Below are 13,869 nucleotides of genomic sequence, written 5' to 3'. Positions count from 1 at the left end.
TCACTCTGCAGGAGCATAACAATGAAGATCGCGGTTTACAGCACTAAACATTACGATCAGAAATACCTTGAGCAGGTCAATCAGCAGTTCGGCTTTGAACTGGTGTTTTATGACTTTTTACTCTCTGAAAGCACGGCTAAAACCGCTGTGGGTTGCGATGCCGTCTGCATCTTTGTTAACGATGACGGCAGCCGTCCGGTACTGAAAGAACTGGCCGGACTGGGTGTGAAATACATCGCGCTGCGCTGTGCCGGTTTCAATAATGTCGATCTGGCTGCGGCGAAAGAGCTGGGTCTGGAAGTCGTCCGGGTTCCAGCCTACTCACCAGAAGCGGTGGCTGAACATACGATCGGCCTGATGATGACCCTGAACCGCCGTATTCATCGCGCTTATCAGCGTACCCGTGACGCGAACTTTTCGCTCGATGGGCTGACCGGCTTCAATATGCACAACAAAACTGCGGGCGTTATCGGCACCGGTAAAATCGGGATTGCGACGATGCGCATTCTGAAAGGTTTTGGTATGCGGTTGCTGGCGTTTGATCCTTACCCAAGCGAACAGGCACTGGAGCTGGGCGCGGAATATGTCGATCTGAAGACGCTGTTCGCTGAATCTCACGTCATCACGTTGCACTGCCCGCTGACGCCGGAGAATCATCATCTGCTTAACGCCGACGCGTTTAAACAGATGCGCGATGGCGTCATGATTATCAATACCAGTCGCGGTGGTCTGATTGATTCACAGGCGGCCATTGACGCGCTAAAACAGCAGAAAATCGGCGCGCTTGGCATGGATGTTTACGAGAATGAACGCGATCTGTTCTTTGAAGATAAGTCGAATGATGTGATTCAGGACGACGTATTCCGTCGTCTGTCAGCGTGCCATAACGTTTTGTTCACTGGCCATCAGGCGTTTTTAACCGCCGAAGCGCTGACCGCCATTTCTGAAACGACGCTGAGTAATCTCAGCCAGCTCGATCGGGGTGAAAACTGCCCGAACCGACTCTCAGCCTGACTGTTCTCGGTGTGACTGCGCGGGCCGGAGAAATCCGGCCCGTTCATCAGCGCGCGCAATTCCCGCCAATCAACGCCTGCTCATCACAGCGGCGTCCATTCACTAACTGACACATTCCCACGCGCGAGCCATCCAGCTGATGCGAAAATGCCAGCGTTCCGCCTGCATTCGAACAGGTGCTTTCTGCCAGGGAAGACATCACCACCCGTGGCTGGATATGGGCGGCGGTGGCTTGTTGCGGTGGCTCGTTATCATCACTGTTGCTGCTACAGGCAGAGAGTAATAGCGCGGCACCGGCCAGCAAAAAGGTGGCTGCTTTCATCAGTCGGACTCCGGGAATTGAGGTAAAAGGCTGGCTCAGCATATGTCAGGCAGCACAAGGGGTCGAGAGGTGAAACAGCTTTTTACAAAATTCTGCAGCGTCATTTGCAAGCAGAATTATCTTGTTTACCTGTTATCACTGAACTGCCACCCTTTTTCAGCCCATATTTATTCGGAGTAAACCCATGTTAATGGATATGTTAATTCGCATAGCGCTGGCCGGTATTCTCGGCGGCCTGATAGGCCTGGAGCGGCAGATGCGGGCTAAAGAAGCGGGATTACGTACGCATATTCTGGTCGGTATCGGCAGTGCCATGTTTATGCTGGTGTCGAAATATGGCTTCGCCGACATGCTCAGCAGCGACCACGTAGCACTGGACCCCAGCCGTATTGCCGCTCAGGTGGTCAGCGGAATGGGCTTTCTTGGCGCGGGCACCATTATGATCCAGAAGCAGGTGGTGAAGGGTTTAACCACGGCGGCCGGCCTGTGGGTAACGGCAGCGATTGGTCTGGTAATCGGCAGCGGCATGTATGAGATCGGCATCTATGGCACGGTGCTGGCGCTGGTCGTGCTGGAAGTGTTTCGCCGCCTCAGTCATCTTTTAATCGGCAAACACCATACACTGCTGGTTTTTCTTAAGCCTAAAAGCGTGCCGCTGGTATTGCTGGTCATGCAGCGGGAAGGCATACGCTACGGCAATGTGACGGTGATTAATCGTGATGAAGAGAGCGGTCTTTGTGAACTCAGTGTCCAGGTGACGCTTTCCCGCAAATCAAACGATGCGTACCTTTATGATAAGGTTATGGAGATCAAGGGCGTTCAGTCGCTGGAAATGATGTGATTCCGCCACAAAAGCCGCTCAGACCCGATGTCTCCCTGCAGGCATCCGGACATCGCAGAAGGCGGTGAGTAGCAGCCAGCGCCTTCTGCACTCCCCCATCCAAATCTGGCTGACCGCACATCTGGCTATCCTGTAAAGAAGCTGACTGACTGACCTGAGACATAGTGCGTGCCGATAATTAATGGCATAATCCGTTATTGTTTATCAATGTAATCATTTTACCCGGGGACAAATGCGCCAAGACTCTGACCATTCTGAAGACACCCTGCCTGCTGCTTCGCGCAAAAATTACCAGCCAGCATTAATCTTGCTGATTTTTACACTGATTGCGGGTGCTGCGGGGATCATGATGATACTGGATCATCGGAACTCGGTTAATAACGCGCTGGAGACCGGACAATGTCTGGCTGAAGAAAGTGCGGAAGATATTCTGGAAGTACTCAGGCATTTTTTACATCATGCTTATCGCTGGATTTTTAAGGCCTGCGGCTGAATTCAGTGCAGCATAAAATGGAGTAAGCCATGCCGGTTGACCAGCAGCAGAACACCGCAATACATAACCGCAACATAGCAAAGTAAAAAGAGTATCAGCGTCACAATAAATCTGGTGCCGTACTTTTTTATTTTACGATTTTTATCGGGATGCCTCATAGACATTAAATATTGATTCATTTGTTATTCACATTGATAGCCCGACATTAAACGGCTTCACAGGCAGTCTGTATTGACGAAATGTGCGAACCGACAGTTCACTTTATAAGAGAGTCTGCGTAAACGCATTTAAGCATAAAACGTAAACACCCGCTCTTGCGAAATCTGCTTATCGGATGTCCTTAACATCACCAGATTTATTAAAAAATCACTTTTTAGTGCGTGCTAAGAGATGATAAAACCACCGTTTTAATGAGATGCATAACACGCCAGTACGTCTGAATTTATTATTATAAACCCAACGGGTCAACGCACATTCAACAGCGCCCTTTTTTAAGATTATCACCTGAAAAACGAAAGCAGCGATTAATATCTGACTCTCTGATAATTTAATGAAAACATTTCTTTTGATGTACATCAAATCATAACAATACAACCCGAAATCTATTTAGTCCCGATTGAGTCATGGCAGCGCATGCTGTGTTTTTTATTAATTCGGTAGTGCTGATGAAAATTTTTTTAATTATCTCTGTCATTTTTATGGCCACAGGCTGTGCGGTTAAAAGAGATCATGCGCGGACTGATGCTTACCCGTCATCACCGCCGTCCTGCTCAACGCACAGTGATGAAATTGATTGTCAGTGGAAAGATGTGCCCGTCAGCTGACATCGCGCAGCTGAACGCTTTCCGTTTGCTCACGACGAAGCAAAGCCTGCCCTCTATCCTCACGCGCTTGCTCAGCACCGCATTCCGACAATGATTGCCCAGACGGGTCACGCGGCCTTTGACTCTGACGGCAATTATCCGCTGATTACTTCACTCCGGGCTGGCTTTCGCGGCAACAATCCGTACCATACGCTGCATATTCGTAACATCACAGTGAAGTGACCGGCTGGGCGTGCATCAATTTGCCCTTTAGCTACGCTTTCTGGTTTTTGAGATAGGTAAAAATGCAAGATAATCAAACGGTTGACAAGAAAGAACAGTACAACCTGAATAAACTGCAGAAGCGTTTGCGTCGTAATGTCGGCGAAGCGATTGCAGATTTTAATATGATTGAAGAAGGTGACCGCATCATGGTCTGCCTGTCGGGCGGTAAAGACAGCTACACCATGCTGGAAATTTTACGCAGTCTGCAAAAAAGCGCACCGGTCAACTTCAGCCTGATTGCCGTCAATCTCGACCAGAAACAGCCGGGCTTCCCTGAGCACATCCTGCCGCAATATCTTGAGTCGCAGGGTGTTGAGTACCGGATTGTCGAAGAAGATACCTACTCCATCGTCAAAGATAAGGTACCTGAGGGCAAAACCACCTGCTCACTCTGCTCGCGCCTGCGCCGTGGCATTCTCTATCGCGTCGCGACAGAACTCGGTTGTACTAAAATTGCGCTGGGCCACCATCGCGATGACATCCTGCAGACGCTGTTCCTGAATATGTTCTACGGTGGAAAACTGAAAGGGATGCCGCCAAAGCTGATGAGCGACGATGGTAAGCAGATTGTGATCCGTCCACTGGCCTACTGCCGTGAGAAAGATATCATTCGTTTCTCCGAAGCACGTCAGTTCCCGATTATCCCGTGCAACCTTTGCGGTTCTCAGCCGAACCTGCAGCGTCAGGTGGTAGCCGATATGCTGCGTGACTGGGATAAGCGCTATCCTGGCCGCATCGAAACCATGTTCAGCGCGATGCAAAACGTGGTGCCGTCGCACCTGGCCGATGTCAATCTGTTCGATTTTAAAGGCATCAAACATGGCGATGCAGTCGTTGATGGCGGCGATCTCGCCTTTGACCGGGAAACGCTGCCATCACAGCCTGTCGGCTGGCGGGTCGATGAAGACGATGCACCCGATATCAGCGTGCGTCTGGATGTACTACAGATTAAATAAGTCCGGAAAAGATTAAGGGCGTGCTGCAGGCAGCACGCCCTTTTTTTATATGTTGCGATGTGGCGGTGGATCCATTATCGGCGGAAATTCCGGATCGGTTGGTGGATCAGGCTGCGGTTGCGGCTGGGGAATTGGCTCAGGAATCGGGACTGGATCCGTGGGGATCGGCTCGCTGTTAAGAATCGCGCTCATGCCGTACTCCTTTTGTTGCGAATGGACTTTAAGCTTAGATAAGGAACGGCGTTACAGCCAGGCAGACAAAAAAAAGCCGGCACACTGGCCGGCATGTTTCGAATTAAATGTGCTATGCATCAATTCTAAATATGGAAGTAAGACAATATGGAGCGCAACGCCCATCGCTTGACGTTGCATTCACCTGCGGGAGAGAGTTTGCGTCAGCAGCGACAATGGGTTCTTGATGTCGATCAGCTTTTGTTCGCTTAACGGGATTTTCAGCCCACATAGCGGGATTGCCGCATTACCTTTGTCGCATCAGAGCCAGTGCCGTTTACGCAGATAACCTGCGACCCCTACTGCCAGTGCCACCAGCAGCAGACAGAAGATTGAAAAACCATATTTCCATTCGCCGCCCGGAATGCCGCCCAGATTGACACCAAACAGGCCGGTCAGGAACGTGGCGGGCAGAAAGATCATCGCCATCAGTGACATGGTATAGGTGCGGCGGTTCATCGACTCCGCCATCGCAGAGGCGACCTCATCAGCCAGAATCGCAGTGCGCGCCACGCCTGCATCCAGATCATCCAGCCCGCGCCCCAGACGGTCGGCAATTTCCTGCATCCGGCGGCGTTCACTGTCATCCATCCAGGCCAGTTTTTCACTGGCCAGCCTGGCATAGACATCGCGCTGAGGGGCCATATAACGCCGCATCACAATCAGCTGTTTGCGTAGCAGGCCCAGCTCGCCGCGCGCGGGCATCCGCTGATCGAGCAGCGCATCCTCCAGCTCGATAATTTTGTCATGTAACTCTTCAATAAATTCGCTGGTGTGATCGGTCAGCGCATCACAGACATCCACCAGCCAGCTGCCGCAGTCAATCGGGCCATTGCCGTTTTGCAAATCGGTGAGCACTTCATCGACGGCAGAAACTTTGCGCCGCCGGGTGGAGACGATGAGCTTATCGTTGATAAACACCCGCATGACCACCAGCTGGTCGCGACGTGCATCGGTGTTGTGGTTAACGCTGCGCAGCACAATCATAAATCCGTCGCCCAGCCTGCTCACGCGGGGACGCATGCTGTCGCCCGCTAACGCGTCACGCACAGCATCGGGGATTTGTGGCGTGGACTGCAGCCATTCGGCGCTCTTGCGATGGGTATAGTTCAGATGCAGCCAGCAGGGCTGCTCACACTGGATGACTTCATCTTCAGCAATCGGGATCATTCCCCCCTTGCCATCCAGCTGGCAGGAAATGATGGCATCTGAAACCTGTAATGCTTTTCCTTCAATAACGTCCACTCCGTCGCCTCTCTACTAAAATCAATATGATACAGTCTAGCGTGACGGCGTTGAGTTGCAATCTCCGGGCTGTGTAGAAAGATGTCAGCCGATGGCCGGAAAACCAGCCATGACAGGCTTAGTGCTTTTCAATCCAGAGTTCACGGCTGTAGGCGACGTCTTCAGGATTGGTGATGGGGTAGCCTTTGACCCAGGGTTTAATCAGGCGGCCATTAGTGTACTGATAGATAGGGGCAATGGGCGTCTGTTCAGCCAGGATCTGCTCCACCCGGTTGTAGTCGCTGTTGCGCGCCTGGTCATTTGTCTCTTTGCTGGCTTTGGCGATGGCCGCATCATAATCCGCGTTGCTGAAACGCGAAATATTACTGCTGTTGCCTGAGGTCAGAAGATTCAGGAAGGTAGATGGCTCATTGTAGTCACCCACCCACGAAGCACGAATCACATCAAAGTTCCCGCTATTACGGCTGTCGATATAGGTTTTCCACTCCTGATTTTCCAGCGTGACATCTACCCCGAGGTTCTTTTTCCACATCGAGGCCACAGCAATCGCAATTTTCTGATGACTCTCAGAGGTGTTGTAGAGCAACTTAAGTTTGAGCGGCTTAGCGGGGCCATAACCGGCGGCGGCGAGCAGCGCTTTCGCCTGCGCGTTCAGGGTGTTCTGATCGTGCTGCTGCATGAAAGTGGGCAATGGCTTAAAGCCTGCTGTTACATCTGGTGTAAAGTGCCACGCCGGCTTCTCACCGGTGCCCAGCACTTTTTCAGCAATGACTTTGCGATCGATAGACCATGAAAGCGCTTTGCGGACCCGCACATCGGCAGTCGGCCCCTTCTGCGTGTTAAAAGCATAGTAATAGGTGCCTAACTGGTCAGGTGTGTAGACCTCACCCGGCAATGTTTTTTTCAACATCGCATACATATTTTTAGGGAAGGATTCGGTGATATCGACATCATTTGCGCGATAGCGCTTAGTGGCGCTCGACTCTTCATTGATCGGGACAAAGGTCACTTTTGTCAGCACCGAATGCGCATCATCCCAGTAGTCCGGATTACGGATCAGGACGATTTTTTCATTTACGACCCGCTCACTGAGCTGATAGGCACCGTTGCCCACCAGTTTGCCGGGTGCCGTCCAGCTGTCGCCCTCCTGCGCAATCGTCTTCTGAGGAACCGGGAAGAGCGCGACGTTAGCCACCAGCGCCGGGAACCACGGCACCGGACGATCCAGCGTCACTTTCAGCTGCGTTTTACCCTGAGCGACCACACCCAGCTTATCGGGCGTCATTTCGCCTTTGGTAATGGCTGCCGCATTTTCAATGCCGCTTAAACCCGCGAACCAGGCAAAGGGCGAACTGTTTTCAGGAGCGACCAGGCGCTGCCAGCTGGAGACAAAGTCCTGTGCGGTAACCTGATCGCCGTTTGACCAGCGCGCGTTATTGCGCAGGGTGAAGACCCAGGTTTTGTTGTCGCTACTGCTCCAGCTCTGCGCCACGCCCGGCACAATTTTGCCCTGCGCATCCTGATTGGTCAGGCCTTCAAACAGATCGCGAATCACCTGAATTTCCGGCAGTCCGACTGCTTTAAGCGGATCAAGTGAAGCGGGTTCATCTTTAATGTGGCGAACGATCTGCTGCTGTTCAGCCAGCTGTGCGCCAGCGGGTGGATTCGCCGCGATAGCGGGTGTGATAACACTGCTCAGACTGATTGCTGCCAGCGTCATGCGAAAGGTCTTAACCATCATCACTCCTTTACCCCAAAGAAGTGCTGCATCAGTCTGTTGCTGATACAGCTTGTGCAGGGCACTTTAGCGCAAATGGCTGACAGATAAATAGCTATTTTCCGCACACGGCTTTTCCGCTACTTTGAGTAAAACCCTTTGAGGAAATGAGTATGTCACCACTCCATCCGCGACCCCTGCGGGGCAAACTTGACGTTCCCTATCAGCAGTATGGCCGCTCTGTGCTGGGCGCACCGCTGCTGTGGTTTCCGGCCCCATTGGGCGATCCCGACAGCGGTCTGATCCTTGCCGGCACCCACGGTGATGAGAATGCGGCCATCGCGACGCTCTCTGCCGCATTACGCACGCTGCCCGACGGCATGCGTCGGCACCATGTGGTATTAGCGGTCAATCCGGATGGCTGCCAGCTTGGGCTGCGCGCTAACGCAAATGGCGTCGATCTCAACCGTAACTTCCCCGCCGCAAACTGGCAATCAGGCGAGACGGTATATCGCTGGAACAGCGCGGCCGATGCGCGTGATGTGGCGCTCTCAACCGGTACGCATCCGGGTTCGGAACCGGAAACCCAGGCACTCTGTGCTCTGATTCATCAGCTTAAGCCGTGCTGGATCGTCTCATGGCATGAACCGCTGGGCTGCATTGACGATCCGCATCAGGTGGATATAGGCGGCTGGCTGGCCAGCCACACCCGCCTTCCCCGAGTCAGCAGCGTCGGCTATGACACGCCAGGCTCATTCGGCAGCTGGTGTAACGATCTCAGTCTGCCCTGCGTCACCGCTGAAATGCCGGTGATTTCCGTGGATGAAGCCACAGAGACTTACCTTGAGATGATGGTCAACCTGCTGCGCTGGCAGCAATAATCAGTTGACCGTTGCGCACGTTGATCGCCGGTTCTGCATCGGCCGCCAGCCAGGTTGGCCCGTCAAGATCGGCGAAGCGGGTCTGCGGCACCAGCGGCAACGCAGCACGTATCGCCCGCGAGGTGCAGATCATGCAGCCCAGCATCACCGTAAAGCCCTGCTGCTGAGCCGCATCGGCCAGTGCCAGCGCCTCGGTTAGTCCACCCGTTTTATCCAGTTTAATGTTGACCATCTCATAACGGCCTCGTAGTGCCGCCAGGCTTTCGCGGGTATGACAGCTCTCATCAGCGCAGATCGGTAACGGATGGATAAAGTTCTCCAGTGCCGCATCCTCATCCGCGGGCAGTGGCTGCTCAAGCATCGCCACATTGATATCGGCCAGTAGCTGACAGCGTGCTGCCAGGCCTTCGGCGTGCCATGACTCATTCGCATCCACAATCAGGGTCGCGTCCGGCACGGCGGCGCGGATCGCCATCAGCCGTTCGGTGATGAAATTATCGTCAAGCTTAACCTTCAGCAGCGTTGCACCATGCTGCCACAGCGCCAGCGCGCTGCTGGCCATCGCTTCCGGGGTATCGATACTGACGGTCTGTGCGGTGACCACATCCTCAGGCGCGGTAACGCCGCTAAGCTGCCAGAGGCTGCTCTGCTGCTGATGTGTGGCCAAATCCCACAGGGCGCTGTCAATGGCGTTGCGCGCGGCACCAGCAGGCAGTGCCTGTTGCAGCGCTTCACGCGTCATGCCCTGTTGCAGCGCAGGCAGCAGCGTGGCGATTTGCGCCAGCACCGAGGCTTCGCTTTCACCGTAGCGCGCATAAGGGGTCGCTTCTCCGACGCCTTTGACGCCGTCCTCCTCAATTTCAACCACCACCACCTTGACTTCGGTTCGCGTTCCACGGGCAATGACAAACGGCGTATGCAATGGCCAGGCTTCGGGGTAACTTTTTACCGTTCTCATTTCCACTCCAGAATGTAGGACGCAGTGGCAGCCCGCCACGTTAAATTCAACAATTGAACTCGTAAACCCTTAACATTTATGTCATAAACAACGGCTATCTTTAGCCGTTTTGTGTTGGATGTTTTTTCTCATCAAAAGGAATCACTATGTCTCAGACTGTTCATTTTCAGGGTAACGCCGTACCAGTTGCTGGTCAGTTTCCTCAGGCTGGCGATAAAGCTAAAGCTTTTACGCTGGTCGCTAAAAATCTGGTCAACGTTGCGCTCTCTGAGTATGCAGGAAAACGCAAGATTCTGAACATTTTCCCGAGTGTTGATACCGGCGTCTGTGCTTCATCAGTGCGCAAATTCAATCAGGCCGCGAGTGAACTGAATAATACGGTGGTGCTGTGTATTTCAGCGGATCTGCCGTTTGCCCAGTCACGTTTCTGTGGCGCAGAAAACCTGAGCAACGTAGTGACCCTGTCGACGCTGCGCGGCTCAGAGTTTAAGTATGATTATGGCGTGGAAATTGCCGATGGTGCGCTGGAAGGTCTGACTGCTCGTGCGGTGATCGTGCTGGATGAGAACGATAAAGTGCTCTACAGCCAGCTGGTTGATGAAATCACTACTGAGCCTGATTACGACGCTGCGCTGGCCGCGTTGAAGTAATACAAAAAGCGGATAGCCAGGTTATTCGACGATGTTACAGATAATGTCTGGCTCGATTAGCTGTCAGAACGAGCCTGCACAGAAAATTGGGGCAGATCGGAGAGACGCAAAATCTGTCATCCATGACCGCCCGGCCCGCACAATTACGCACCTCATCCCTGAGGTGCGCCCGTAGACGGGCCAACGCTTCGCGTTGTTCAAAAACGCTCCCGGCGTTGTTACTACGCACCTCATCCCTGAGGTGCGCCCGTAGACGGGCCAACGCTTCGCGTTGAGTTAATCTATGACTGCCAGATTCGCCATGAGTCTGCTAAGAGGAACTGAAAAGCTTATTCGCTTTCGGTACGCTTCTGCCCCAGATCATATTCCCGCAGCTTATTGGCAATCGCGGTGTGCGAAACACCCAGCCGTTTTGCCAGCTTTCGGGTACTGGGATAAGAGAGATAAAGCCGCGTCAGAATCGAACGTTCGAAACGGCTGGTGATCTGATCCAGTGTCCCTTCCAGGGCTTCATCTCCGAGTGACACATCCAGCGCCTGTTCGGGCAACACGATATCCTGCGGACGTAGCTCGTAACCTTCCAGCTGGGTTAATGCCCGATACAGCGCGTTTTTCAATTGACGCACGTTGCCAGGCCAGGCATAACGGGTCAGAAACGCATTGAGCTGTGGCGAGAGACGCGGACGCGCCATTCCCTGCTCATCCGCGAAGCGGGCCACAAACATCTCAGTCAGTGGCAGAATGTCCTGTGGACGATCGCGCAGCGGCGGCAGTTGCAGCGTCAGCACATTGAGACGATAAAAGAGATCTTCGCGGAACTCGCCCCGCTGCACCAGTTCAATCAGGTTCTTCTGTGTGGCGCAAATCACCCGCACATTGACATGCACTTCATGCTCTTCGCCGACGCGACGGAAAGTACCGTCATTAAGAAAACGTAGCAGCTTGGTCTGCATTCTTGGCGACATCTCGCCAATTTCATCCAGCAGAACCGAGCCGCCATTGGCCTGCTCAAAAAAGCCTTTTTTGCCTTCCAGGGCATTCGGATAAGCGCCGGCAGCATGACCAAACAGCTCGCTTTCCGCCACGTCGTCGGGCAGAGAGGCACAGTTCAGCGCCAGGAAAGGATTTTTCCCGCGGGCACTGCGCAGATGACAGGCGCGTGCCAGCATATCTTTCCCGGTCCCGGTGTCGCCAACAATCAGTAGCGGCGCATCAAGCATCGCCAGTTTACGTGCCTGATCGACCACCTGACGCATCTTCGGCGTGACGGCAATGATATGGTCAAACTCCGATTCGTCGGTAACCACCAGATTCTGCAACTGGCGGCCCATACGGGCTGTCGACTTCAGCATCACCATCGCCCCAACCGGCCTGTCGCTCTGGCCCTCTTCACCCGGCAGGTAGATGGGACGTGCCTCCATCAGAAAATCACGCCCCTCAATGACGACATGCTGGGCCTGCGCCTCAACACGATCGCTCTCGAGCCAGCGCAGGAAATTAAAGCCGTTAATCAGATGACCGGCGCTAAAGTTGCGCATCTTCTCTTCATCGAGATTAAACAGGTTCTGAGCAGCGGGATTCGCCAGTTCAACCTTGCTTTTCAGATCGATAGAGAAGACCGGATCTGGCATCGCCACCAGCAGCGCACTCAGCGCGCGATGCTCCCGTTCAGAGGGCATGTACGTAACCGTGCGCACATCTGTTACGCCGGGTGTACGGCGGATTTCCGCCATCAGATTACTGAAGGCGTCAAATTCCAGTGCAGAAAAGTTCAGGTAGATGCGGCCCAGTGCCGTGATTTCGATACCGCGTAAATCAATGTTGCGTGCCACCAGCAGGTCAAGCAGTTCACGCGTCAGACCGATACGGTCCTGACAGAACACTTCCAGACGCATTGCGTTCGCCTTAATCAGGTTCAGATAAAACAATAATACGCTATGTGGCGCACCTGCAGAAAGGTGTCTGTCAGGAAATGTTGACAGTTCTGGCTCGTATGGTGAGGTTTTGTACTAACCTGCTGTCGACGATCATTTCCGGTTGAATGTCAGTCTTTGTCAGCACCGGACTGTTGATTGCGGGCTGATTACGGTATATTTTTCTTAACTGAGTAGAATTGATTTTAAAATGCTGACTTTCTTCGCAAAATATCTGACTGTGGGTATGGTTAATACCCTGATTCATTGGCTGACCTTTTTCCTCGCCCTGAGCATGGGTCTCATGCAATCGACCGCTAACCTGATTGCTTTTTGCATGGCCGTCACCTTCTCTTTCTTTGTTAATGCGCGCTGGACCTTTAAACAGCAGGCCACGGCATGGCGTTATATTCTTTACCTCGTTTTTATGGGCGCGATGGCATTCAGCGTAGGTTATCTGGCTGACCGGTTGGGCCTCTATCCAATTATTACATTGATTGCCTCATCGGCTATCAGTCTGGTATGTGGCTTTCTTTTTTCCCGCTTTGTTGTATTCAAAGGAGAATAATGAAAATCTCTTTGGTGGTGCCGGTATTTAATGAAGAGGAGGTCATCCCTCTTTTTTATGATGCGGTCAGAAAATATGAAGCGCTTGCAGAGTGGCAGGTTGAGATTGTTTTTATCGATGATGGCAGTACAGACGCAACGTATAAGCTGATAACGCAACTGAGCCAGCGCGATCCACTGGTGTGCAGCCTGTCATTTATTCGTAATTTCGGCAAGGAACCGGCGCTATTTGCCGGACTGGAAGCCGCCACCGGCGACGCCGTTATCCCGATTGATGTGGATTTGCAGGATCCGATCGCGATTATTCCCGACATGATCCGAAAATGGCAGGCGGGCGCTGATATCGTGTTAGCCAAGCGGATTGACAGACGTGCCGATGGTCACCTCAAACGCAAAACTGCGCACTGGTTTTATAAACTGCACAACAGTATCAGCGATCCGCAAATAGAAGAGAACGTCGGTGATTTCCGGCTGATGTCGCGTGAAGTGGTTGAGAACATTAAGCTGCTGCCCGAGAAAAATCTCTTCATGAAGGGCATTCTGAGTTGGGTCGGCGGACAGACGGACATCGTGGAATATGTACGCACTGAGCGAATTGCTGGCCGCAGTAAATTCGGCGGCTGGAAGCTGTGGAATCTTGCGCTTGAGGGACTGACCTCATTCTCTACTGTTCCGTTACGCATCTGGTCATATCTGGGTTTCTTAGTGGCCTCGCTGGCCTTTCTGTATGGACTCTGGATGATCGTGGATAAACTGCTGTTCGGTAATCCGGTGCCCGGCTACCCCTCTATTCTGGTTTCTGTGCTTTTTCTCGGTGGGGTTCAGCTTATTGGCATTGGTGTGTTGGGTGAATATATTGGCCGCATCTATATGGAAACCAAAAACCGTCCTCGCTATATTTTGCGAAAATCCGCGACGACCAGACTAACCCCGCCTCAGAACACGGATTAAACCGCGCGTTCAGGCGCAGAGAGATGGCCTGATTAATAAGGA

The 13,869-nt window shown here is 52.8% G+C and carries 12 protein-coding genes and 1 pseudogene; 7 read left to right on the top strand and 6 right to left on the bottom strand.

Features of this window, described 5'->3' with window-relative positions:
- Window positions 1-21: 21 nt before the first annotated feature.
- Entirely contained in the window at window positions 22-1,014 is a 993-nt protein-coding gene (locus ACTJKZ_RS04595) for a 2-hydroxyacid dehydrogenase (RefSeq protein WP_253418711.1), read from the top strand.
- Window positions 1,015-1,060: 46 nt separating this feature from the next.
- Here the strand turns inward: ACTJKZ_RS04595 and ACTJKZ_RS04590 are convergent, their stop codons facing one another.
- Window positions 1,061-1,336, bottom strand: coding sequence for a putative hemolysin (locus ACTJKZ_RS04590; RefSeq protein WP_003853763.1), 276 nt, complete (start codon window positions 1,334-1,336; stop codon window positions 1,061-1,063).
- Window positions 1,337-1,520: 184 nt separating this feature from the next.
- Between ACTJKZ_RS04590 and ACTJKZ_RS04585 the strand changes: the two genes are divergently transcribed.
- Together ACTJKZ_RS04585 and ttcA are read left to right on the top strand one after the other, a co-directional pair.
- A complete protein-coding gene (locus tag ACTJKZ_RS04585) occupies window positions 1,521-2,177 on the top strand; it encodes an MgtC/SapB family protein (protein WP_150010231.1) in 657 nt (218 codons plus the stop codon).
- 1,601 nt (window positions 2,178-3,778) lie between these two features.
- On the top strand, window positions 3,779-4,714 hold the full coding sequence (gene ttcA / locus ACTJKZ_RS04580; RefSeq protein ID WP_161735202.1) for a tRNA 2-thiocytidine(32) synthetase TtcA: 936 nt from the start codon (window positions 3,779-3,781) through the stop codon (window positions 4,712-4,714).
- Between the two features lie 87 nt (window positions 4,715-4,801).
- Here ttcA and ynaL read toward each other — a convergent pair.
- The 3 genes and pseudogenes from ynaL to ACTJKZ_RS04565 form a co-directional block, all read right to left on the bottom strand.
- Window positions 4,802-4,906, bottom strand: a pseudogene (gene ynaL, locus ACTJKZ_RS04575) (proline-rich small protein YnaL); the annotation flags it as partial.
- 300 nt (window positions 4,907-5,206) lie between these two features.
- Window positions 5,207-6,190: a zinc transporter ZntB gene (gene zntB, locus ACTJKZ_RS04570; RefSeq protein WP_161735206.1), complete on the bottom strand. Its 984-nt coding sequence runs from the start codon at window positions 6,188-6,190 to the stop codon at window positions 5,207-5,209.
- A 118-nt stretch (window positions 6,191-6,308) separates the two neighbouring features.
- On the bottom strand, window positions 6,309-7,928 hold the full coding sequence (locus ACTJKZ_RS04565) for a peptide ABC transporter substrate-binding protein (protein WP_440829511.1): 1,620 nt from the start codon (window positions 7,926-7,928) through the stop codon (window positions 6,309-6,311).
- A gap of 152 nt (window positions 7,929-8,080) precedes the next feature.
- Between ACTJKZ_RS04565 and mpaA the strand changes: the two genes are divergently transcribed.
- Window positions 8,081-8,788: a murein tripeptide amidase MpaA gene (gene mpaA / locus ACTJKZ_RS04560; protein WP_161735208.1), complete on the top strand. Its 708-nt coding sequence runs from the start codon at window positions 8,081-8,083 to the stop codon at window positions 8,786-8,788.
- Here mpaA and ycjG read toward each other — a convergent pair.
- Window positions 8,763-9,746, bottom strand: a complete 984-nt coding sequence (ycjG, locus tag ACTJKZ_RS04555) for an L-Ala-D/L-Glu epimerase (protein WP_440829294.1) — start codon at window positions 9,744-9,746, stop codon at window positions 8,763-8,765. The genes mpaA and ycjG overlap by 26 nt on opposite strands.
- A gap of 146 nt (window positions 9,747-9,892) precedes the next feature.
- Between ycjG and tpx the strand changes: the two genes are divergently transcribed.
- The gene (gene tpx, locus ACTJKZ_RS04550) at window positions 9,893-10,396 is read left to right on the top strand and encodes a thiol peroxidase (protein ID WP_161735213.1); all 504 of its coding nucleotides are present in this window, start codon (window positions 9,893-9,895) and stop codon (window positions 10,394-10,396) included.
- 329 nt (window positions 10,397-10,725) lie between these two features.
- Here the strand turns inward: tpx and tyrR are convergent, their stop codons facing one another.
- Window positions 10,726-12,291: a transcriptional regulator TyrR gene (gene tyrR, locus ACTJKZ_RS04545; RefSeq protein ID WP_440829293.1), complete on the bottom strand. Its 1,566-nt coding sequence runs from the start codon at window positions 12,289-12,291 to the stop codon at window positions 10,726-10,728.
- A 229-nt stretch (window positions 12,292-12,520) separates the two neighbouring features.
- Here tyrR and ACTJKZ_RS04540 point away from each other — a divergent pair, with 229 nt between their 5' ends.
- Window positions 12,521-12,877: a GtrA family protein gene (locus ACTJKZ_RS04540; protein WP_253418714.1), complete on the top strand. Its 357-nt coding sequence runs from the start codon at window positions 12,521-12,523 to the stop codon at window positions 12,875-12,877.
- Complete coding sequence (locus ACTJKZ_RS04535) at window positions 12,877-13,827, top strand: glycosyltransferase family 2 protein (RefSeq protein ID WP_161735221.1); 951 nt, start codon at window positions 12,877-12,879, stop codon at window positions 13,825-13,827. The genes ACTJKZ_RS04540 and ACTJKZ_RS04535 overlap by 1 nt, the downstream gene beginning before the upstream one ends.
- Window positions 13,828-13,869: the final 42 nt, after the last annotated feature.

The sequence above is a fragment of the Pantoea sp. 22096 genome (assembly GCF_052045955.1).
GTDB lineage: Bacteria > Pseudomonadota > Gammaproteobacteria > Enterobacterales > Enterobacteriaceae > Pantoea > Pantoea alfalfae.
This window is presented reverse-complemented; position numbering and strand designations above follow the sequence as displayed.